This is a genomic window from Acinetobacter sp. YH16051, from assembly GCF_013417135.1.
Taxonomy (GTDB): Bacteria; Pseudomonadota; Gammaproteobacteria; order Pseudomonadales; family Moraxellaceae; genus Acinetobacter; species Acinetobacter towneri.
This window is the reverse complement of sequence record NZ_VPEN01000020.1, coordinates 1-23,846: the sequence shown is the minus strand read 5'-3', so window position 1 is coordinate 23,846 and position 23,846 is coordinate 1. Positions and strand designations below refer to the sequence as shown.

The following is a 23,846-nucleotide window of genomic DNA, read 5'->3' as shown; positions in this document are numbered from 1 at the left end:
GGATAATCTTTTTCAGATTCAATCAATAATTGAACCGCTCTTTCTCTGATTTCAGGGGTATATTTTGGTTTTGTCATTGGAACATTCTCTCAAGAAAGTTGGTCTCCGACAAACCCGGTACGGTTCAAGATCAGCTATGATCTAGGTTGCGACGGCGTACATAGGATCAGTAAAACCAACATGCAATAGCGTAAGACGGTTAGTGCCTTTCCATTGTTTTGGGATACTAGCTCAAGCTTAAAAGCATTACTTAAACTGCTGTTCATTCGGTAAGGTATTGATTTAATCTGCAGTTTTTCAGTAAGCTTATCTTGTGAGATTTTAAGGGGTAGAGCGATCTGCCAATATTTTGCTGGAAATAAAGAATAAATACCTGTCAAAAATCGATTTGCTAGTCTTACTTCAGCACTGTTAAAGATTAATCCCGCGTGTGAAATGTTAGCCTTCATTTCAAAAATAGCTAGTGCATTTAATATATGGATATCATTATAACTATGCTGGTTGAGCTGTTTAAAAAAATATTCTAAGACTATTTTTTCTTCCATTGTTTCAATATGCGGAAGTATGCGTTGTGATTTATCCGCATCAATAATGAAGCGAGACCGGTTCTTGCGATTTTTGAGTTCTTTGAGCCTAAGTATATTTTGTTGCCAGAGCATGAGTGTTTCAATTGGAAAGTTATACTTTTGAGAAATAAGCTGGGGTGAATAGGCTTGATCTAATGCTTTGAGTATTTTTGTGATCATTAAAGACGAATACCCAGATTGACTAGTGCCATAAATGTAACGATGTTCAGGGAGTTGATGAGCATCTATTTTCTGGGGAAGTAAACTTGATTGCTGTACTGTGTCCAATAAAACTGCATGGGTTGCTTGAATCATTTGATTATCGTAACTACTGAGATAGCTTTCCTTAACATGTTTCAACGGTGTTATTGGTGTTAGGCAGATTTTTTGAATAACTGCAGAGCTAATCATTGGGTCAAATTGACGCAATTGATAGCCGCCCATTAAATAAGATAGGTGTATATAACTGCGAAAACTTTCTGTGGGTTCGATATGACCGAGCAAGTGAGCAAGTAGATACCAACAATCTTGTGGTGTTTTCGAGCGTAATAACCCATTTCGGATCAAGTGGTAATGATCGTTTGAATAGTCCGTGAAGGCAGCTACAAACTCGTAGTTCATATTCAAGATCATAGCGAGGTTATTTGCTGCTGAGTGCCGTAAAGAATGAAATGAATATCTGTGTTCTGGCAGAATTACATGGAGAATGCGTTGAAAAGGAAAGGTTACCAAGTTGGGTTTTAGTCGATCAATGCTATTCCACAGCGTGAATAGATATTGATTTGGTGTATAAGCCATACGGCGTGTTTTACAGTATCTCTGAAACTTAAGATGCTCTTCTTCGCTAAGTAGAATTTGGACGTTTAGATTACGTTCAGCACTATCTGTTTTCAGTAAATGTTGTTGTTTCTTCGAACGATATGGACGTATCCAAATGGAACTAGCTTGAACGCCTTCAACGTCCTTGATTCGCAAGCCGAGAATTTCATTAATGCGCATCCCTGTGCGAAAAGCTATCGTATATACGATACTTAACATTTCTAAATCATGTACCGTATAACGTGGGTTTTGATAGTGTGCAAGCTGAACGAGTAGATGTTTGAAGGTTTTTCCTGAGATGATTTCAGCTTTTGGTGAGCTGAAATCTTGCCCTTCGGTCTGCAGTGGAAATGATTCAGCATTGAATAGCATTTGTTGAAATTGATGGAATCGTTTTAAAAGTGCGAATTTTTGTGATTTAGATTTACCGACGCCGTTTAACATGCGGTTGTAGATCACGTCTAGATGGTCGTTGAGATTGGATTCTTCTATAAAGTCAGTGCTATGTAGTAACCATGTCTCTGCTAACTTGGTGTAATAGCTATAAATTGAGGAATGACGAATTTTTTGTTGTTGAGCGATATAGCGCAAGTACTTGTTTTGATCGAGCTGATAAAGCTCTGTGATTTGCTTAATATCTTCTGTAGTCGGACGAAATAAGCTAAATAGCCAAAGCCCAAGCCGTTTGGCATTTTCTGGAAGATTGGCATGTTGGCTATGCAGAAGGTTACATAGATCTGAGGTGGTCTTATGAGTATTTTTGAAGAACGTCAAAATTTGTTTATGCAAAGCAGTGAGTGCCTCAAGCGGATCCTCAGTGTGTAATTTTTCCTCTTTTGCTTTGTCGTTGATATTTTGGGGCTGTGGTTCTTCAGTTTGATAGGAGTGGTCAAGTGTTAGCTGAGGTGAGAGATAGCGTTTAAAAGCACTTGGACTTAAGCCACAGGTTTCTATTTCTTCAGTTAAACACAGTGCAAGCGCAGGGCTTAAATTGACCTTGTCTAGTTGCATAAATGAATGACTTGAGGCTTGTAAAAGCTGATTAAATTTATTCTGGTTAAAAGAAAGCTCTAAGGCATTAAAAATGTAACGGATATAAGTATAGCAATCGTATTGAATATCTATTGATTGTGTTTTAAATCGAGTAATCCAGAGCTGTGTTAGCCGGTCTGGTACAAAATTGCGAGATTTCCTCAAGGTTTGTTTAGGATCATATAAATCACCATATTGCGGCGATTGAGGTTCTAGAAAGATCAGGGGTATTTGTATTTTTTGAAGTTGATAAATCGGGCCTTGTTCTTTTAAATGTTCTAACAATGCTTCTAGGCTGGAAAGATTAGAGATTCCGCCATACAGGATTGCGCAGATTAGGATATTTCCTATACTTTCATCCGCTGTAAAACCATCTGCCGTGTACCAATATCTTAAAAGCTTTTCTTTGATTTGTACTATGAATTTTGAATCATCTAGCCACGATTCATTGAATAGTAATGGTGTGCGTTGAATAGAAACTAGGTGGTGAGTTGGTAAAGGTACGTCTGTTTGAAGATTTCGATTGTATTGAATAATTTGTTTGCGGAAATGCTGATAAAATCTGCTTCTTAGAGAAAAGCTAAATTTATGTTGATCTAGATGCTGAGTTACTTGGTTAAAGAGGGATGGTATTCCTTCTGATTGTTGTGCTTGCTGTAATTGTTCGAACGATAGAAATTCATCGATGATTGCTTGAATTTGTAAGCGCTCTTTTATGTGCTTTTGATCTCTATTCTTTGTACGGCGTTCATGTGCATAGTGTTTTTCTTTAAGCATGTTCATACATTCCATCAATTTTAAAAGTGTGTTGCATGTCGTTAAGATGAGCAGCGAGGGTTTTATATTGTTGAAGAGACAGACTTGAGAATTTTTGCCCGATTTCCTGTTGATTCTGCTCATGTCCAAACGCAGCTAAAATTAAATTTTCATCTGCTTTTGAGGTAAGGTAAGCTCGAGTCGTATGTCTAAGCCAATTTGCATGCTCGAGTTGCATGAAGTGGGTAAATTGGCTTACAAGATGAGGGGTGAGGGCTTGCCATTGTCCATGTTGGTAAACACTGAGAAGAGGTTTTTTACTGCTTAAAATTTCTTGAATGTGCGGTTGATGCTCTGGACACAGTTGTTGGAATTCATTTAAGTAGGTAATGAATTGGTGGATTTCCTTCACTACAAAATCACAGAGGGGAATTAAGCGACCATCATTCGTTCTGGTATGTATTTCTTTATCTGAAACCCAAAGCCATTGAAGCTTTAAATCAAAATTTCTTAAAAAACCAGGGAATTCACTTACAGGTCGAGCCGCACTGAAAAATAATAATATATGCCAAAGCCAGACATTATAGTGATTGAACATTTCAAGTATTTGTCCATGGTGTTGAGCTTGAATGATCTGATGTTGTAAGTAAGCAAATATTGCCGTCACTGTCGCTGGCTTGGGAGCTTTACAGCTACCAAATCTTAGTTGCTCATCATCTGCAAAAATATGAAGCTTTGCGGCCAAGTCGTGTGATAGTTGTTGCACAGTTGCTTGATAATTTTGATGTAATTTATACACAGGGTATGAGCAATATGAAATAGAAACGGATCGATTTGCATCAATGCCTGTGAGTATGTCAGCCAATTGCTGGCTCTTGGTTTGTTGGTAAATACAGTGATGTAGTAAAACACTTATTTTTTTAGTTGATAAAGATGGAATAAACAGTTCTTCACGGCATTTTTTTAATGCCTGATTGACTTGGTCTTGGCTCACTATTGGAGATTGCTTTAGACCAAGTATAAGTTCCTTAATTAAGGGTAAGTCGAAATGGGTAACCTGATTAAGCAATTGGTCTTTGTATTCAAAAGCAGGGTCCTCAAACAGCGTGAATTTGGAACGTAGAAAATATTGATCGTTTTCTAAAATGAGTTGTTGTCGTTTATTTAGGGCACGGCGCTGATTTGTTTGTAGATTAAGCCATTGTTCAATAGGTACCCCAGTGAGAAAGCTCAGTAGGATAAAAAGATATGCTTTGTTTTTAGTTATGTTGTTTAAATAGTGCTCATGACAATGCTTTACAAGTAAACTCAGGCTGTTGAAGTCAGGGTAATGCTTGCTACACGTAAAATCATGCTGCTGTCTAATAATGTGTTGTTGTGTGAGTTGGCTAATTTTATGTTGTAGAAAACTGGATTGAGTGGCTAAAGGTGATACTTGTGCTGTATTAAGTGAGTATTGCTGTTTGGGCTGCTCGTCCTGTAATTGTTCGAAGAAGAGTGCAGGATGTTCTTTCTGAGGTATATCCTGTGGGCAGCATAAAATTGCGCCGTGCTCATCTAGATAATGTGGTTCATCTATGTGTTTGGGTGGTGCTGAATAATTTTTTTTGGGTTTGAGTGCTAATACATAATCATAAAATCGCCGTATATCAAGTAGTAGTAAATACTGAAAGCGATTGAGCTGATGATTAGCTTCTAAAAGGCGTAAATATTTGACGAGGTCAGCTAATGGTGTTTTAACGCTAGGAAGTTGTTGCCATAGCCATAAGTACTCTTGCTGATACTTATTGAGTTGATTTCCTAGTTGTAATGCAGCATAAGCTTCATTTGCTAACCTAAATCGATCAAGTACTTTAATAATCGTGGTTTGATGGTCTTTTTTACCTGCATTTGGAATAGATTTAAGAATGCAGGCAGCATGTAAATTGTGGACTGCCCATTGCTGTATAACTGAATGCTGTGAGTGCTGTTGTACTGAATAAATATAGGCACAAATAGGATGTGCTGAAACAGAAGGTGGAGCAGGTAAAAAAAGTGTCCGTTGATCCTGATGATTCGGCTCTGCTTTGATGTCGAGTGTTAATAATTGCTTTAATTCAGGGATAAGGGGTATGCCGTCTAAGTATTGCTCAAGCATTTCAGCATAGTCATCATGTATGAATTCTTTCTCTAAAAGACGCTGAATTAATGGCCTAGTTTGCATGTTGAGCCCTCCAAAATAGTTCTGGGTTAGGCTCAAGATGTTTGAGCGCTGCGCACTTTTGCGTAAGTTGCTGGATTTTGTCGGTGTAACTAGAGTGGATTTGTTTTTGTTGATACTAGAGCTGATTACGACTACAGCCGATGAGTTTTGCGAGCAAATCAAGCGATAACTCACAGCGTGGTTTTTCAGAGTGAAGTGCATTTAGGTCATAAATCGCATGCTTAGAAAGTGAAGCATTGAATGTATGTAGTACGCTATTTGGATTAATACATTTAATATCAATTTTAAGCTCAGTGATTAATTTGAATAAGCGTGTACTGAGTTGATATTTGAGCAGAGGTAGGTCAATGTCGGTTTGCACAATATAGCGTGCATTGATGGATAAACTTTGTGTTTTGGAAGTATATAGAAGCAGGAAGTTATCCAAGACGAAGAACTCATTCTCTGAAATTTTTGAGGGATAAAGTAACTTGATATCAGGCTGATAAATTGAAGGCAATTTTGCTGCCTTTAAGATTTGTGCATAGCAATTGTAAATTTTACTTAAAGGTGGGTATGGGGTAAGGGTGACCTGATGTGAGTCAAACTTAGCTTTAGCGTATTTCTTCTGATTTGAGTGTTTAGATGCCATGTTTATGCTCCTTATTTTAGTAATGTAAATAAAGACATGGCTAAAAAATCAATTTCAAAAAAAAGATCAAGAAAATGGTTATAAATGTGGATGGTTTTTGATGAATTTCAGATTTTGAAAATAATATGCTTAGTGCAGAGCTAGATATATTTTTGTGTAAGTTGTTGATTATTAGTTATTGAATGTGGCTGGTTTTACTAAGTTTTGTATTTTACTTATCTATAATATAGGATGAACTATTGGAAGCTTTAGGTGTTTATTACTCATAGACATAGAATAAAAACTCTAGGTAATTTTATGTATCCATCCTTTTTGATGGCTTGGTTATTCTCACTATAGACTTATGTACAAAAGATTTTTCTTAATAAAAATAACGTGAACTGATATGCTACGTTGAAGGGGTAGCTTTTTATAAAAGCATAATAAAATACAGATAGTTGCAAAAAATATGATGAATTTGGCTGAGTCTCAGTTTGATTTCTTAAAGGATGTAGATCCTTTGATGCATGCTTTATTGGTCAGTGCAGAAGCGGCATATTACACAGCACCAGCACATACACTTGTACAGACCCGAAAATTTGCTGAAGCGCTAGTAAATAAAGTAGCTCAAGCAAATCAGCTTGAAGTGCCTCAGCAGTCGGATTTTCTCTCCCGTATTCGTTTAGTGGAAAATAGGCTCAAGCTGAAAGCTGACTTTATCTCTGTTTTGCATACCTTGCGTGTTAATGGTAATAAAGGTGCGCATGATGCCGAAACCGATCATAGTGATGCTTTGACTTCTTTACGGTTGTCATATCGAATGGCACAGTGGTTGTATATTCTGAGCACTCAAAAAACCAAATTGTTTCCTGAGTTTAAAGCACCTGTCGACCCAACACTTGAAGCGCGGCGCATGCGTTTTGAATTGATGGAGCTACAGCAGCAGTTGCGTACGGCACAGGACAAGCAAACTGTTCACTCAGATATTCAACATAAATTGGCAGAACTAGAAGCAGAGAATCTACAGCTTAAGCACCAGCAGCAAGTAGAAGCACAAACCCTACAGGCTCAACTCGCTGCCTATGAAGCAAAAGTAAAAGAGTTGGAACAGCAGGCAACCATGCCTACTTTAGAGACACCTATTGAAGATGAGCAATTGGATATAGCCAATGCTTCATTTGAATTGTCCGAGGCTGAAACACGAGAGCTCATTGACCGTCAGCTTCAGCTCGCAGGTTGGCAGGCAGATACACAGCTTTTAAGGTATAGCAATGGCGTTCGCCCGCAAAAGGGTTTAAACCTTGCAATAGCAGAATATCCGACGTTACTGGATGGTGAAGAGGGTTTTGCGGATTATGTACTTTTTGAAGGCTTAATGCCTGTTGCAGTGGTTGAAGCGAAGAAGCAGAACAAAACCGTCAGTCAGTATATTCGTCAGGCGGAGCGTTACTCACAAGGCTTTCTATTTGCGTCTGATTTAGACAAGCCCTATAAGAATACGCCGTGGACATCTGAGGAAAAGGTTTACCACATTCCTTTTGTATATGCATGTAATGGTCAAAAGCAGTCTAAGCGTTTAGCTGATGAGGGCGGAATCTGGTTTCGTGATGTACGACATCCATCCAACATTTCTAAGGTGTTGCAAGGTTTCCATTCACCAGCAGGGTTGAAGCGAAAGCTTGAGCATGATATTGCTCGTGCAGATGAATATTTAGAACAGACCGAGATTCTGCCATTCAATGATCGTGCCTATCAGCGAGAAGGCATTAAAGCGGTTGAGCAAGCAATTGCCAAAGACAAGCAACGTATTTTATTGGCAATGGCTACAGGCACAGGTAAAACGCGTTTAGCGACTGGTCTAATGTACCGATTAATCAAAAGCCAGCGTTATAAGCATATATTGTTCCTGGTTGATCGTTCTACTTTAGGTACACAGGCATTTGATGCATTTGGTGCTGAAGTTATTGAGCAAGGCCAAACCCTGGCACAAATCTATACTGTTGCCGATTTAGGTGTAGATACTACTGAACGTCCTGAAGTTCAAGTTGCTACAGTGCAAAGCTTGGTACATCGTCTGTTTAACAGTGATGCACCACTGCCGATTGATTTTTATGACTGTATCATCATTGATGAAGCACACCGTGGTTATACCCTTGATAAGGAAATGACCGAAGGTGAGGAAACGATTCGTGATGAGGCGCAGTATCTATCTACCTATAAGCGTGTAATCGACTATTTTGATGCCACCTTGATTGGTTTGACTGCAACACCTGCACTACATACAACGGAGATTTTTGGTAAGCCTGTCTTCACCTACAGTTTTACTCGTGCTGTAGAAGAAGGCTATCTAGTTAACTATGATAAACCGATTCGCTACATCACCAAACTTAGTCAGGCAGGTATTGAAATACCTAAAGGAACAAGCGTTCAGGTGATGACTAATGCCACCGGACAAAAGACCACGGCGCTGATACCCGATGATATGGATTTTGATGTCGCAGACTTTAACCGTCGTGTGATCAATGAAAACTTCAATAAAGTGATTTGTCAGGCATTGGTTGAAGACCTCAATCCACTCGGTGATGAAAAGACCATGATTTTCTGTGTGACGGATCGTCATGCGGATCAGGTGGTAGCATTGTTAAATGAGCTATTTAAAGAGAAATATGGAAAAGACTGGAATAATGATGCTGTGGTGAAAATCACAGGCAATGCAGATCAGCCAAGCAAACTGGTAGAGAGTTATAAAAAGAATAAGTTTCCGAATATCGCCGTCACCGTAGATTTGCTTACCACGGGTATTGATGTACCTAAAATCTGTAATCTGGTGTTTATGCGTAAAGTTCGTTCACGTGTGCTGTTTGAACAGATGCTTGGTCGTGCAACTCGGTTATGTCCTGATATTGGTAAAACAGAATTCCGTATATACGACGCCGTAGATATTTTTGCGACTTTGCAAGCGGTGAATACCATGCAACCGATTGTCGTGCGTCCAAATATCAGCATTGATCAGTTGATTCGTGAGTTAAGTGATCCTGAATTGATGAAGAAAGCTAAAGCAATCAATGTTCCTTGTATTGATGAAGTCAAGCGTACGCAAGCGGATATCGTTCTCGATGAATTTATTCAGAAAGTGACCCGTATTTTAGGTAAGGCTGAGAAGTTTAAGCATCATCCTGATCAAGGCAAATTGCGTGAAGCACTTGGAAAAATCAAAGAAAACTTCGGGGTTGAATCCTTTAAGCTACCTCAGATGCTGCGTGCTAAAGGTATTGATGATCTTGGTACTTGGCTACAGCAAAACAGTGCGATTTTAGAAGCACGTTTGACTGAGGTTCGAAGTGCTCTCGGCACCTTGGATTTACCCATTATCTCGGACGAGAAAGACGAGCTGATTGAACGCGTTGTAGATACGGCACATCAACAGCCTGAAGATTATCTGGAATATTTTGATAGCTTCATTAAAACAGCCGTGAATGACAATGCTGCGATTAAAGCAGTTGTTACAAGACCATCAGATCTGACTCGCGAGCAGTTGCGAGAACTGGAAAACTTGTTGACCAGCAAAGGCTTTACCCAAAGCAAGCTAACCCAGGCACTAGGTGGTAATGAGTCAAATCAAACATATGCTTCACAGATCATCTCTATGATTCGCCGTTCAACATTGGGTGAGGAAATCTCATCGGTGGAAGAACGTTATCAGCGTGGCCTAAACAAGATTCTGCAGCAGCGTGCATGGACGGAAGATCAAAAGCAATGGTTGGCACGTTTAACCCTGTTTATTGCCAAAGAGGTGGTGGTCGACAAGAATATGATTCACCATCAATTTGCCAAAGACGGCGGAGTGAAACGGCTGAGCAAGTTGCTTGATAGTGACGTTGAAAAACTGGTCGATGATATTCATGACGGATTGTGGCAGGCCTCTTAACTGCTACAATCCACCCGTAATAAAATTTCTATATTTTTCACATTTTCTGATGAAGTGCAGCACATGACACAAAATGATATTGTCCAAAAACTCTGGAATCTTTGCGACGTATTAAAAGATGATGGGATTAACTATAGCGACTATGTGTCTGAACTGGTGATGCTACTCTTCGTCAAAATGGTCGATGAGCTGGATGACGAGTTTTCTACACTTGCCAAGATTTATCCTGAAAAATATAAATGGTCGCATTTTAAAGATCATAACGGTATTGAATTACTCAATTTCTATAAGCAGATGTTGCTTGATTTATCGCAAAATCAGAATGAGCTGATTGCATCAATTTATGCCAATGCTCAAACCCGTTTACGTGAACCTCGCCATTTACAGCAACTGATCAATGAATTTGACAAGCTGGACTGGTTTAGCATTAAAGCGGATGGACTAGGTGATTTGTATGAGGGCTTGCTTGAGAAGAATGCGACCGAAACCAAGTCAGGGGCAGGTCAGTACTTTACTCCACGTCCATTGATTAACTCTATAGTACATTGTATGCAACCAAAGCCAAGTGAAGTGATTCAAGATCCTGCATGCGGTACGGCGGGCTTCTTAATTGCTGCGGATGCGTATATACGACAGCACCATGATTTGTATGCACTGACTGAACAAGAAACTCTGTTCTATACTTTAGATGCTTTTGTTGGTGTAGAGCTTGTACCGAATACGCGCCGTTTAGCACAAATGAACTGTTTGTTGCATGATATTGGTGGTGAGCAAGGTGCAATCAAGCTGGGTAACTCGCTTGGTCCTGTAGGGCAGGCTTTGCCAAAAGCGGATGTGATTTTAGCCAATCCTCCATTTGGTACGTCTAAAGGTGGTGAAGCAAGTATTACCCGTGATGATTTGCCATTTAATACCTCAAATAAGCAATTGGCATTCTTGCAGCATATTTATAAGAACTTAAAACCAGGTGGTCGTGCCGCCGTGGTCTTACCTGATAACGTGCTGTTTGAAGCTGGACAGGGTACAGCAATTCGTCAGGACCTGATGAACAAATGTAATGTGCATACGATTTTGCGTTTGCCGACAGGGATTTTCTACGCGCAAGGCGTGAAAACCAATGTGCTGTTCTTTACCAAAGGAACAGAAGTCAATCCGCTACAAGATGAAAACTGTACGACTGAGACGTGGGTGTATGACCTCCGCACCAATATGCCAAGTTTTGGTAAGCGCACGCCATTTACCGAAGCGCATTTAAAAGGCTTTGAAACGGTCTACGGCGCTGACCCGAAAGGTTTATCAGTACGTGCAGAGGGTGAATGGTCTTTAACTGAAGAAAGCCAAGAGCAAACTTTAGAGAACAGCCGTTGGCGTAAGTTTAGCCGTGAATGGATTAAAGAGCAGAAAGGTGATTCTTTAGATATTTCATGGTTAAAAGATAATGACGCCGTGGATGCTGCGAATTTGCCGGAACCTCATGTGTTGGCGAGTGAAGCGATGGTTGAATTGACACAGGCTTTGGTCGAGCTGGATGCTTTGATGCAGGCTTTAGGTCAAACGGATGAAGCCAATACACAAAAGCAATTGCTTGCAGATGCTTTAGGTTTGAGCGTTGAGGAACAGGCATGAGTTTAAATAATTTGCCTGTTGAGTGGTCGATTCAAAAGTTTGAGAAAATTGTTTTTAAAATAGTTGGTGGCGGTACTCCAAGTAAAAATAATCCTGAATATTATCTAGGTAATATTCCTTGGATGTCTGTTAAGGATATGAATAAAAATATTCTTGAAGATACTGTGGATCATATTACTCAAGAGGCAATTGATAATAGTGCCACGAATCTAATTCCTAAAGGCACGCCTATTATTGCGACTCGTATGAGTTTAGGAAAAGTTGTTGTTGCAAACTTTGATTCGGCAATTAACCAAGATTTAAAAGCAATTTTTTTAGATAACAATATTGATAAAAACTTTTTTGTTTATTGGTATCGTTCTCAATCAAAGCTGATTGAATCGTTGGGAACAGGAACTACTGTTAAGGGTATTCGCTTAGAAGTAATCAATAATTTAGATTTTCCTGTCGTACCCTTAGCCGAACAACAAGAAATCGTTCGTCAGCTTGATGTGATGTTTGCTCAAGTCGAGCAAATTAAAGCCCGTTTAGATGCTATTCCTGCCATTCTTAAAAAATTCCGTCAGTCGGTTTTGGCGGATGCGGTGAGTGGGAGATTGACGGAGGAGTGGAGACAAGCAGCTTTAACTAAAGAGTCTGTCGATAGTTTTTTAGATATTGAAAAATTAAGGAAAGATAATTATTTAACTCTTAATCCTGATTTAAAGAAAAAGAAGTCCTCGATCGAGTGTCAAATTGATGCGGATTATTTATTTGAAATTCCTAATAGTTGGGCATTTACTTCATGGGGAAAAATTTCTGAATGGATCACATATGGTTTTACAAAGCCAATGCCAAAATCTGAGAGTGGGAAAAAACTATTAACTGCTAAGGATGTCCAGAATTTCAATATAAAAATAGAAGATGCGAATTTTACGACAGAAGAAGCTTATATTTCTTTATCAGATAAGGATCGACCACAGCAGGGTGACTTACTAATCACTAAAGATGGAACAATTGGTAGAAGTGGGTTAGTCAGAACAGATATCCCATTTTGTATTAATCAAAGTGTAGCTGTGTGTTGGTTGCGTTCTACTGGGATGAATAAGGATTATTTAGAGTATTTAGCAAATAGTGAATTTACCCAAAAATTTGTATTTGATAAGGCACAAGGAATGGCAATCCAACATCTATCCATTATAGATTTTGCTAAATGCCCAGTTCCTGTACCTCCTAAAGAAGAGCAAGATGTCATTGTTATTAAACTAGATGCTTTATATAAGTATTCGAAAAGTATAGAGAATCTTGTTCAGTCAGCTCAAAGACGAGTGAATTTACTTACTCAATCTATTTTAGCCAAAGCCTTTAGCGGTGAACTGACTGCCGAATGGCGTGAACAGCATCAAGAGCTTATTACAGGGGTAAACAGTGCTGAAAGTCTGCTTGTTAAGATTCAGGCGGAACGGGAAGCGAGAAAGCCGGTGAAAAAGGCGAAGAGAGTTAAATAAACTTTTTAGCTTTTATGGTTTATAAGAAAGGTTTTAGAGGTACTCGAAAGAGTGTCTGAGCTATATTAAATTTATGTGAGGGGTGTAATGGAAATTCTTTTTTTTATAGGAGGGTTCTTCTTACTATTTATTTTAATAGCGCCTCTAATTAATGCATTTGGTTCAAATAGTCCTCATAAAGACAAATCTCAAGCTGAAAAAAAAGAGCAAGCTTTAAAAGATATCAAAAAAAACTATAATACGAGTAAAGACTTACTGTTTAAAGGACTACAGGCAATACATGAGGGTTCAGCTCAGTTAGCAAAACTTACAGCAGAGTGGGATGATAAAGCTGATAAATATCAAAAAGAAAAATATGAAAAAGATTATCATCGCATGAAAGCGGTATGTAAAGAGCAAAATAATAAAAGAATAGAATTGGGTTTAAAAGAAGTTTCTCTGGTAGAATTTTTTGAATATAATAAAGATTATCAGGAGCGAGCACGTAAAGAACTTGAAGCTTTAGAGGCAAAAAAGCGTGGAGAACGTCTAGCTTTACTTATAGAAGAGCATAATAAACTTGAAATTGAATCTAAAAATAAAGAATTAAAAACAAAAGTTGCTTCTGAAGAAAGTTTAAAGAAAAGACACTCTATAAGAGTTGATAATGAGAGTAAAACTCCTCAATTAGCACCCCAAAATTGTCCACCTATACCAGCTACATCTAGCCGAATACTAGATATTAAGCTAGATGCCCTGCCGAAAGGATTGGTTGAATTTATCTATATTCGTTATTATTTGACAGGTGAAAAATCGCTACCAAAACTGAAATGTATATACGACAGTTGGGAAAAAAGTATCTATGCAAATTCAGAGCTGAATGAAGCGCAATGGAATAAGATTATTGAGCAAATGTCATTTAACCCCTCTAAATTGAAAAAGATAGATGCCATTTATCACTTTACACATAAGGATAATTTATTGTCGATTTTGACAAGGGGGTTATTAACAAAGAAAACATTAGATGAGCAGCATTTAGAATATAAATATAATGATGAAAATCGTTGGGATGGTGTAACAGATTCTGTTTCACTTTCTTTTAGTCATCCAAATTTTAAAATGTTTGCCAAATATTCTAGAGTAACGGGTAAAGCTGATTGGATTGTATTAAAAATATCTCCTGAGCTTTTAACGGGCAATAAAAATTTAAATTTAGTTAATCTGACTAATTATGATTACTTGGATAAAGCGATATTTAATAAATTTAATGCTGCATCTTTTAAAGTTAAAAACTTAAGTATTCCTGAACGAAAGACACATCATGCTTTTTTAGATATGTTTGAGTCGAATATAGGAATGACATTGGAAACCTATACCTTTGATAATCAGGCTGAAATTCTTTATCAAGGAAATATCCCCAAAGAATTTATTCAAGAGATTCATGTGATTGAAGAAGATCCTAATTTATCATGGGTAGATGGTTTAGGCTTTAAGGTCAGTATTAACAAAACAGTATTTGAGAAAAGATAAGGAAGTCATCATGGCAAAAAGACCAGTATTTGTACCTAAACTGGACGGCGCTACGCTTGTAGATATTGTCGATGTTGAATTTGAATGGTTTGCTGGAATGCACTTCACACAAAAACAAAAGTCGATCCGATCCTTGCATGAAGCGTATCGTACGCAGAATCCAGAAGCCAAGATTCTAGAGATTTCGAGCAAGTCTGAAATTGAATTAGGAACGCAACTCAGCGCTTTCAATTTGATGTTTAAAACCAAGAGCGGTAAAAACATCAGTGTTGAGAGCATCTTTCAATCATCCAAAGTATTTTCAGAAGGTGGTCCGTTTAAGGACATTATGGATATGAGTTCACGAGATGCGAAAAAGGATGAGCGCCTTAAAAATTCAGGCAATTTGATTGCTTTTGAATATCGAGACACACGTTGGCAACTTGAACCTAAAACAGCCTTTTACGATTGGATTTATTTGAATGCACTCAATCTGAATGATGACCTAAAGCAACAAGCACTTGCATATGATGCATTTACTGATATTGAGTTTAACCCGCAAAAGTCGATTAACTGCCAAGCATATTCAATTGCTTTGTTTGTCGCTTTGACGAAACGTAATCTTTTGGTGGGTGACACAATTCCACCTAAAGATGAATTTATTAAACTTGTTGAAAAGTTTACGATTAAAAATACAAGTGATGGTGTATTACTTTAGATTGGCTATTCAAATTGAATAGCATTTCCATAGATGTGAAATAAATAATTTCAATTAACTGTGTCGTATATACAGAAAATGAGAGGGAAAATGAGACCGATTGGCTTAGACCGTAAATCTAAAGATTACTTAGATACTTTAAACATCGACCCTCATTATTTTGAAGAGAGATTCATACCTATCGAAACATTAATAAAAGCGAATCTTGCATTTAAGACGAAACTTGAAAACTTTAAGCAATTTATTGACTGTTTAAGTGCAGATCGTTGTTTTTCTCTATGGATATGGGAAACGGAAGAACTGCTTGCTCAGTCTGAAGAAACGCTTCGCCACTTTTCACAAGACTATATTTCTGAAGATTCTCTAATTGAAACACATTATAAACTCGCAGAAAAAATGTGTGAGTTAACAGAGCGTGTTTACGAAGGACATTGGGAATATGGCGTTGCAAGTGAAGTAGACCAACAATTTAATGATCTGACTGAATTATGCCGTCGTATTTGGTCCAAAGAAAGTAAGGCTTGGCTAGCATTGGCTAAAGCTTGGAAAAAAATTGATATTCATCTAATAGTCCATAATGATGAACATGTTTGAAAAGGAAAATATGGATGAACCAACATATTGAAAATAATTTATCCCAAAAAGAATATCCATTTACCTTATACACAAGTGAACCGTACCGGGTTTGTCGGAGACCAAGCTTTCTGAGAGAATGTCCCGATGAAAAAAGTAAAATATACCCCTGAAATCAGAGAAAGAGCGGTTCAATTATTGATTGAATCCGAGAAAGATTATCCATCGAATTGGGCTGCGATCACCGCTATTGCTCCCAAGATAGGTTGTACTCCTGAAACTCTAAGTGTTTGGTATCAAAAATATTTAGATAAACAAAACCCAATTAAAGTACAGCAACTTTCAGATCAAGAACGTATTAAACAACTCGAACGTGAAAATAAAGAACTGCAACGTGCTAACGAAATTCTACGTAAAGCAGCCGCTTTTTTCGCCCGGGCGGAGCTCGACCGCCCACACAAATAATGGTAGATTTCATCCATAACAATAAGGCGTTATATGGTGTTGAGGCGATTTGCAGGATTTTACCGATCGCGGCTTCTACCTATTATCGAACACTAGATTTCGTTGAAAACCCAGAACATCGAGCAAAGCGAGATCTACATGACTTGCATCATGCTGAACAAATTAAACGAATTTGGAAGGAAAGTTCAGGTCGATATGGTGTGCGTAAAGTTTGGCAAAAATTGAAACGTGAAGGCTATGTTATTGCTCGCTGTACAGTTGCTCGATTGATGCAAAAACTAGGTATACAAGGTGTTTGGCGTGGTAAGAATAAACAAACTACCCGTAGCCGAGAGGATCAAAAACGAGCAGATGACTTGGTGAAACGCAATTTTAGTGCTGATCATCCTGACCCTTGCGAAGCAATACTTCTCAGGTCGCTGACTTCACGTATATTCAAACAAATTCAGGCTGGGTTTATACTGCATTTATTATTGATGTCTTCTCACGAGCAATTGTTGGATGGAAAGTATCGACACGGATGAATACAGATATGGTGCTCGATGCACTTGAGCAAGCGTTACATGCTCGAGACATGCCAAAGAATGTGATTCACCATAGTGACAGAGGGGTTCAATATCTTTCCATTCGCTATACCAATCGTTTAGAAGCAGCAAATTTACGAGCATCAGTCGGTACGACCGGTGATTCATACGATAATGCTTTGGCTGAAACAGTGAATGGCTTATACAAAACAGAGGTGATTGAATATTTAAAAGCAGATTGGCAAGGTTTAGCGGATGTACAACTTGCGACATTAAATTGGGTAGATTGGTTCAATAAAGAGCGTGTACATAGTGCACTAGGTTATGTGCCACCTTTTGATTTTGAAGCAATGTACTATGATAAAATTAATCCGTTAGGTCAGGTGGCCTAACTTAAATAAAAAGTCTCCGACAAACCCGGTACGGTTCAATTTATAGATTTACTTTACTAAGATACGAAAGTTTACTTGTAAAAAAACAGAACAGCTGACATTTTTTGATTAACATGCATTCTGTTTAAGCCAATCATTCCATTACTGGCTGTATCATTTCGAAAGTTACCCAGCATGACTCTGATCAGGTTCACAAGCCCCCCGATATGCCCAAACTACTATGAGCCAAATCGAGGTGACCATGACAGAAAATGAGATGAGATGTCAAAGATCCAGTTTGAGAAAAACGCCAGCGTAGAGTGAAATGATCATTTAGGTATACAGGTTTATCAACTATTAAAAAAATGCTAAATTATTATCATAAAAGAGCAATGTAAAAATATTTTTTTGAATTTTAGAGGTTTTTAGACTAAATGACCGAGGGTACAGCAACATTTGCATATGATTCATTGGAGTCGATTCGTAAGAGACTATTGGATTTAAGTTCAAGAAATTCGCTGTTAAATTATAAGTTTCCACGTGGTAAGTGCCTTCAGTTCATTGAAACTACACCAAACTCTATATTCAAAGCATTAAATGACAGAAAAATAATAGATCTACTACCAATTCCTAAACCATTAGATGCAGAGCTCAAGAGCTACTATGGGGTGGAGGAAAAGAATGGTAGTGGTATTAAAGATCACGGACCAAGTGTTGAATCTTGGGCAAAGCATTTAGGTTATGAGATTAGTTTTGAATTGAGTCACAATTATACGAGTAATTCATCAAAACCTGAAAATACACATGTTTTACAGAGTTTACTTTATCCAAAGGACTTAGAAACTCGAGTTAAATATATTAGACAACAAGCCGAATCATTCATAAATGAAACAGGTTCGAATGTTTTATATATTGCGATTGGTTTTTTAGAATGGACTGAAAGTAAAGATTCAAATCTGAAACGGTTAGCTCCACTTTTCACTCTACCTGTAAAAATTGAAAAAAAGCCAAAAACAAAACATGGGGGCTATGATAATTTTGAATTATCTATGTCAGATGAAGGATTATTAAGTAACGTTACATTACATGAAAAGTTAAAAAATGAATTTGGCTTAGAATTGCCTTTATTGGATGAAGAAAGTACGCCAGAAGATTATTTTGACTTAATTGAAAAAAATATTTTGTCTCATGAAGTAGGTTGGAGTATTAAACGCAAGGTCTGTCTGTGCTTGCTAAATTTTTCTAAGCAAGCAATGTATCAGGATCTTGATCCTACGAATTGGCCTAAAGGGTATTCAATAGAAGATCATCCAGTTATTAAACAATTATTTAGTAAGGTAGCCAAAGAAAGTCAGTCTCATAGTTTCGACTCTGAATATGAAATTGATGATATAGAAGATATCCATGAAAAATTCCCAATCATTTACGATGCTGATAGTTCTCAACATAGTGCTTTAATCGATGCCGTAAAGGGGGAAAACTTAGTTATTGAAGGTCCTCCAGGATCTGGTAAATCTCAAACAATTACAAATTTAATTGCTGCAGCAATCAATGATGGCAAGAAAGTACTTTTTGTTGCTGAAAAAATGGCTGCATTAAATGTAGTAAAAGATAGACTAGATAAAGCTGGATTAGGTGGATTCTGTTTAGAATTACATAGTCATAAGTCTAATAAGTTAAAAATATTACATGACTTAAATGAACAATATAAGCAATTGGGGCACTATGCTAAAATACATGAAATACAAATCACAAAAAACAAACTTGAGTTAAGTAAAAATTATTTAAATCAATATGTAAAAAGAATTAATAAAGAGTGGGGAGAGACAAAATATACAGCACATGAAATTTTAACAAAAGCAACTTACTTCAAGAATTTGTTGGATATAAATCCTGAAGATGTATTAATCGATAATTTAAATTTGACTACATTAAATCAGGATGATATCCAAAGCTATATTGATTGGGGGAAATTGTTAGAAAATTCATTTATACAAACTCGGGATCAATGTCCTGATAAGGAGATCTATAAACACTATTGGTTTGGGGTTAATAAGGTAAACTTAATTGATTCTGAAAAAGCAGAAATTGTGAACTTTCTTAAAGAGTGGAACTATGAATTAACAGTAATACAACGTTTATTTTCTGAGGTTTTTTTTAGTGATGATGTGAATTTAGAATTAGTTGAAAGAGTAACTAATAATGCAAAAGAATTACCAAATTTTGATGAGGAAATATCTTATCATTTAATTAATGATCAAATCGATAATATTAGTTTACTATCTGAATACATTCATTTGTATGATGAAATTAATAAAAACTACAGAGTAATTGTTGCGGTAATTAACAAAGAATATCTTGGAGAGTCAAGTTCTCGTGAAGTTGAAATCATTAGGAATTTGATAAATGAAAGCAAAGCTTTTGATAAAAGTATCACTTTAGAAGATATAGATGAAGCGATACACCAACTAGAAAAAATTAAGACTGCTTTGTTGGATTTAAAGCCTGATATTGAATTAATTGAAAAGAATATTCCTTCTGAACTTAAGAAGGTGTTTGGATATTCAGAAGAAAATTTTAAAGCTATGGAGATATTGGTAGGACATTTAAAAGGGTTGCCATTTGATCTTCTAAAACATAGAAATGAAATATTTGATGAATCTGGTATTGATCAGTTTATAATTGATTTTGAACCAATATTTAAACAGTTGCATCAAAACTATCAAGATTGTCAAAGACTGTACAAATTAGAGATCTTACCTAGTGTGGAAGACTTAGAGATAAATTACAAAAAAATATATATAGGTGGATTTTTTAAATATTTTACGATGCGTTGGTGGAGCGCTCGAAAATTTATATTAGGTATCAGTAAAAATGAAGGTACTCCACTTATTGAAATACAAAATAATTTTTCTAAATTAATAGATTTTAAGAAAGGTATTGATTCTGCAAATAAATTGAATGATAAATATAAAATATTAAATCATATGTATGATGGAGTTAATACGCCATTAAATGATATTAAAACATTGCGTGATTGGTACAAAGGCGTTCGCCATGAATATGGTATTGGTTTTGATGAGAAGGTGAAGATAGGTTCTGCTATATTAAGATTAGAGAGTCACTTAGTAAAATCTATCATTGAAGAATATGATCGTAAAGTTGCACCTAAGATTAAAGATTTATTGAATTTACTGCAGGGCTTTTCTACTTTATATGCAAGTAAAATTAGTCATTTGAGAAACGTCCACGAAATTATTGATGATGAAAGTGAGATTTCTCGTACATTAATTTCTCTTAAATAATTAAAATTAAAACTTGGGCCCTTTATTATTGATAAAGAATCTTCATTAGCTCGTATTGAAAATGAATTAATTTTATTTGATGCTAATGTAGTAAAAGTAACTCGATTTAATGAAATTAGAAAAAATTATCCTCAATTGTCTAAAGAATGGAGCTTTGATGATTTAAAAGGGGAAATTAATGTTGCTGAACTAAATCGCGCTCAAAAGACTCTTAAGCTTTTAAATATAATTTCTGATTCATTCGGAATTTTAAGAGAGAAACTATCTAAGATATCAGATAAGGAAAGTTATCAAAGATTAAAAAAATCTTTAGATGAAATCTCTCATCATTTCAAAAATGAAGGAATAAGAAGAAAACAATTTGAAGAGCATTCTAATGTTGAAGCAAATTGGACCAATCAGCTTAAAAATTCTTTTATTGAAACGATAAAAAGAAATAATTTAGCTTTAGAGAATGAAGATTGGTTATTTACATGGAGTAATTACCATACTATTAAGAATAAAGCTGAAAATTCTGGTTTAAGATGCATTATTAAAAAGTTGGAAAATGCCGAATTAGAGAGGTATTCAGTTGCTGACGTGGTGCAACTATCTTTATATAGTTCTTTAGCAAAGCATATTATTAATACAGATACACTGATTCAAAAATATAACGGTATAGAATTATCGACTATGGTTAGTAATTTTCAGAATTATGATAATGAATTACTAGTATTACAAAGAAAGCAGATTGCTTGTAATGCCTCATCAGTCGATGTTCCTGTAGGGATTGCTTATGGTAGAGTATCTGATTTAACAGAATATTCATTAATTGCAAAAGAGGTTTCAAAAAAAACAAGACATATTCCAATTCGGTCTTTGCTAGAAAGAGCACCTAAATCAATTCAAGCATTAAAACCATGTTTCATGATGAGTCCTATGTCTGTTGCTCAGTACTTAAAGCCAGGACTTTTTGATTTTGATTTGGTTGTGATGGATGAAGCATCTCAAATTTTGCCAGAAGATGCGATTGGAGCATTAGCTAGAGGCAAAAGTGCAATTATTGTCGGTGATCCAAAACAATTACCACCTACAAGCTTTTTCAGCACATCAGTTAACTTTGACGATGCAAATGAAGATGAACTTGTTGGAGTAGAGGATGCTGAAAGTATCTTAGATTCAGTCTCAATGTTTAAGAAGAGGCGTTTACGTTGGCATTATCGCTCGCGTCATCAATCATTAATTGCCTTCTCTAATAAATACTTTTATGACTCTGACCTTGTTTTGTTCCCATCACCTATCCAAAGTTCTCCAGAACTTGGTATCCGATATAAGAAGGCATCTGGCATATTTGATTCAGGGCGAAACTATAAAGAAGCACAAAGTGTTGTAGATGAAGTATGTGAATTAATTCTTCAAGATAAAGAAGAGTCAATTGGTATAGTTGCGATGAATAGTCAGCAACGGGATGAAATCGAAAGTCAATTAGAACTCAGACTATCAAAAGATTCTAGGTTGCAGGATCTTTATGATAAAAAAATGAAATCTCATGAACCTGTATTTGTTAAGAATCTTGAAAATGTCCAAGGTGATGAAAGAGATGTTATTGTCATATCCATGACTTATGGGCCGTCACAGGTTGGGGGTAAAGTATTTCAAAGATTTGGTCCGATTAACCAAAGTTCAGGTTGGAGACGACTCAATGTACTGTTTACCCGTTCAAAGAAGAGAATGCATGTAATTTCATCTATGAATTCATCTGATATTTTATCATCTGAATCAAGTAGTAAAGGTGTAACTGCATTAAAGGCATTCTTAAGATACTGCGAAACTGGTTTTTTACATGAAGAAAAAGTAACTGGCAAAGCACCTGATAGTGACTTTGAAATAGCAGTCATTAAAGCGCTTGAGAAGCATGGATATGAATGTGAACCTCAACTTGGTGTTGCAGGATACTTTTTAGATCTTGCTGTCAAAAATCCAGCTAATCCAGGAGAATATTTGTTAGCAGTTGAGTGCGATGGTGCAACTTATCATTCTGCAAAATCTAGTAGAGATCGTGATCGTTTACGCCAACAAATTCTAGAAAGTTTGGGTTGGAATATACATCGGATTTGGTCAACAGACTGGTTTAAAAATTCGCAAGAACAAATGCAAATTTTGTTGGAAAAATTGAGAGTATTAAAACCGGCTGTTGATATACAAGATACTATTAATACCCAAATAACACGGCCGACAAGCATTAATATTGAGAAGCAATATTTACTTGAATTTGAAACACAAAATGAATCAAACGATAATATTATTGAAATAATAGAGGCGGGTGATCTGGTGAGATATTTGGATAGTAGGCATCCTGAAAAAATAATGAATGTTAAGATTTCTAATAATCTTAACAATTTCCAGGAAGGTATTACACATGTTAATAGTCCCTTAGGTCAAGCATTAATGGGACTAACGATAGATGACAGTACAACCTTATCTTTGCCAAGTGGTGATGTGAAAATCACAGTGAAAGAGATCATTAAGTCTTAAGTAAATTTTAACAATGGTGGTAAATATGAATTTTGAAATAGAAAAGTTAATGAGAGCTGAGGAAATTGCGGCATCTGGTATTTTTTTGTCTTTCTGAATCTGAACAGCAGGCTATATTACAGTGGGGCTTACGTTTATTTGGGATGGGACAGCACAAAGTCGGTGATATACACGAGATTAAATACGAGGGCTGTCTAGGATCAACAAAAAACTTTTAATTTTTATAAAAAGATCAAGAAAGTGGTTATAAATGTGGGCGGTTTTTGATGAATTTGAGAGGCTCAAAGCGGGTGGGAAATAGGGTGTATTTGGAATTTTTATTTTAAGTTATTGATTTTATTTGATGTGAATGTGGCTGGTTTCTTCGTGTTTTGTATTTTTCATGATAAGAAAGGAATACCATATTTAGAAACGCATCATATTGTTTGGTTGGCAAGAGGTGGCGAGGATACTATCTCCAATACGGTTGCACTCTGCCCAAACTGCCATAAGCGTATGCATCTGTTAGATTTAGAAGAAGATAAAGTTAAACTGTTGTCCAGGGTTGTTATAGCTTTAGAGAAACATAGCTAATGCAAAGTATTGAAGTTGTTGCAGCCATTATTATCAAAGATGAAAAAATTTTGGCTGTGCAAAAAGGTCAAGCTAAATTTGATTATGTCAGTTATAAGTGGGAATTTCCTGGCGGCAAGGTAGAGGCTAGTGAAAGTTTTGAGCAAGCTATTCAACGAGAGTGTGACTGACCATTAAAGTCTCAAAAATGACATTAATGTTCTAAACTTTAACAATATAGTTGTAAACTCAAAGAGGAAGTTTGAATGAATATTACGAAAAAATCAGATTCAATACTTGTGGTATTTT

Annotated in this window: 13 protein-coding genes, 1 pseudogene and 1 other annotated feature; of the genes and pseudogenes, 11 read left to right on the top strand and 3 right to left on the bottom strand. The window is 36.5% G+C overall.

Going from position 1 to position 23,846, the window contains the following annotated elements; all coding sequences use genetic code 11:
• Positions 1-134 precede the first annotated feature (134 nt).
• Genes FTV41_RS12270 through FTV41_RS12260 form a run of 3 tightly spaced genes read right to left on the bottom strand, consistent with a single transcriptional unit; the run spans position 135 to position 6,007 of the window.
• Positions 135-3,194 carry a tyrosine-type recombinase/integrase gene (locus tag FTV41_RS12270; RefSeq protein ID WP_179996623.1) on the bottom strand — a complete coding sequence of 1,020 codons (3,060 nt, stop codon included), beginning with the start codon at positions 3,192-3,194 and terminating at the stop codon, positions 135-137.
• Entirely contained in the window at positions 3,187-5,550 is a 2,364-nt protein-coding gene (locus tag FTV41_RS12265; protein WP_373682961.1) for a hypothetical protein, read from the bottom strand. Before FTV41_RS12265 ends, FTV41_RS12270 begins: the two co-directional genes overlap by 8 nt.
• On the bottom strand, positions 5,492-6,007 hold the full coding sequence (locus tag FTV41_RS12260) for a hypothetical protein (RefSeq protein ID WP_257221954.1): 516 nt from the start codon (positions 6,005-6,007) through the stop codon (positions 5,492-5,494). Before FTV41_RS12260 ends, FTV41_RS12265 begins: the two co-directional genes overlap by 59 nt.
• A 448-nt stretch (positions 6,008-6,455) precedes the next feature.
• Here FTV41_RS12260 and hsdR point away from each other — a divergent pair, with 448 nt between their 5' ends.
• The 11 genes and pseudogenes from hsdR to FTV41_RS12205 all read left to right on the top strand — a co-directional run bounded on the left by hsdR (position 6,456) and on the right by FTV41_RS12205 (position 23,728).
• Entirely contained in the window at positions 6,456-9,914 is a 3,459-nt protein-coding gene (hsdR, locus tag FTV41_RS12255; RefSeq protein WP_179996622.1) for a type I restriction-modification system endonuclease, read from the top strand.
• A gap of 63 nt (positions 9,915-9,977) precedes the next feature.
• Complete coding sequence (locus FTV41_RS12250) at positions 9,978-11,540, top strand: type I restriction-modification system subunit M (protein WP_179996621.1); 1,563 nt, start codon at positions 9,978-9,980, stop codon at positions 11,538-11,540.
• Positions 11,537-13,027, top strand: coding sequence for a restriction endonuclease subunit S (locus tag FTV41_RS12245; protein WP_179996620.1), 1,491 nt, complete (start codon positions 11,537-11,539; stop codon positions 13,025-13,027). The genes FTV41_RS12250 and FTV41_RS12245 overlap by 4 nt, the downstream gene beginning before the upstream one ends.
• A gap of 87 nt (positions 13,028-13,114) precedes the next feature.
• Positions 13,115-14,536: a DarT ssDNA thymidine ADP-ribosyltransferase family protein gene (locus tag FTV41_RS12240; protein ID WP_179996619.1), complete on the top strand. Its 1,422-nt coding sequence runs from the start codon at positions 13,115-13,117 to the stop codon at positions 14,534-14,536.
• Positions 14,523-15,233, top strand: coding sequence for a hypothetical protein (locus tag FTV41_RS12235; protein ID WP_257221953.1), 711 nt, complete (start codon positions 14,523-14,525; stop codon positions 15,231-15,233). The genes FTV41_RS12240 and FTV41_RS12235 overlap by 14 nt, the downstream gene beginning before the upstream one ends.
• Before the next feature lie 90 nt (positions 15,234-15,323).
• Positions 15,324-15,827: a hypothetical protein gene (locus tag FTV41_RS12230; RefSeq protein ID WP_179996618.1), complete on the top strand. Its 504-nt coding sequence runs from the start codon at positions 15,324-15,326 to the stop codon at positions 15,825-15,827.
• A gap of 126 nt (positions 15,828-15,953) precedes the next feature.
• Positions 15,954-17,187, top strand: a pseudogene (locus tag FTV41_RS12225) (IS3 family transposase).
• Positions 16,229-16,345 (top strand) — a sequence feature (AL1L pseudoknot). (Overlaps the previous pseudogene by 117 nt.)
• Positions 17,188-17,600: 413 nt before the next feature.
• Positions 17,601-20,471: a DUF4011 domain-containing protein gene (locus FTV41_RS12220; protein WP_179996617.1), complete on the top strand. Its 2,871-nt coding sequence runs from the start codon at positions 17,601-17,603 to the stop codon at positions 20,469-20,471.
• Between the two features lie 135 nt (positions 20,472-20,606).
• Positions 20,607-22,985, top strand: coding sequence for an AAA domain-containing protein (locus FTV41_RS12215; protein ID WP_179996616.1), 2,379 nt, complete (start codon positions 20,607-20,609; stop codon positions 22,983-22,985).
• 345 nt (positions 22,986-23,330) lie between these two features.
• Positions 23,331-23,558, top strand: a complete 228-nt coding sequence (locus FTV41_RS12210; protein ID WP_373682960.1) for an HNH endonuclease — start codon at positions 23,331-23,333, stop codon at positions 23,556-23,558.
• On the top strand, positions 23,558-23,728 hold the full coding sequence (locus FTV41_RS12205) for an NUDIX domain-containing protein (RefSeq protein WP_179996615.1): 171 nt from the start codon (positions 23,558-23,560) through the stop codon (positions 23,726-23,728). Before FTV41_RS12210 ends, FTV41_RS12205 begins: the two co-directional genes overlap by 1 nt.
• Positions 23,729-23,846 lie beyond the last annotated feature (118 nt).

What these genes read in the sequence shown, in the direction of transcription:
- FTV41_RS12270 (WP_179996623.1), bottom strand. Translation starts at nt 3,194, where the DNA reads ATGCTTAAAGAAAAACACTATGCACATGAACGCCGTACAAAGAATAGA.
- FTV41_RS12260 (WP_257221954.1), bottom strand. Translation starts at nt 6,007, where the DNA reads ATGGCATCTAAACACTCAAATCAGAAGAAATACGCTAAAGCTAAGTTT.
- hsdR (WP_179996622.1), top strand. Translation starts at nt 6,456, where the DNA reads ATGATGAATTTGGCTGAGTCTCAGTTTGATTTCTTAAAGGATGTAGAT.
- FTV41_RS12250 (WP_179996621.1), top strand. Translation starts at nt 9,978, where the DNA reads ATGACACAAAATGATATTGTCCAAAAACTCTGGAATCTTTGCGACGTA.
- FTV41_RS12245 (WP_179996620.1), top strand. Translation starts at nt 11,537, where the DNA reads ATGAGTTTAAATAATTTGCCTGTTGAGTGGTCGATTCAAAAGTTTGAG.
- FTV41_RS12240 (WP_179996619.1), top strand. Translation starts at nt 13,115, where the DNA reads ATGGAAATTCTTTTTTTTATAGGAGGGTTCTTCTTACTATTTATTTTA.
- FTV41_RS12230 (WP_179996618.1), top strand. Translation starts at nt 15,324, where the DNA reads ATGAGACCGATTGGCTTAGACCGTAAATCTAAAGATTACTTAGATACT.
- FTV41_RS12220 (WP_179996617.1), top strand. Translation starts at nt 17,601, where the DNA reads ATGACCGAGGGTACAGCAACATTTGCATATGATTCATTGGAGTCGATT.
- FTV41_RS12205 (WP_179996615.1), top strand. Translation starts at nt 23,558, where the DNA reads ATGCAAAGTATTGAAGTTGTTGCAGCCATTATTATCAAAGATGAAAAA.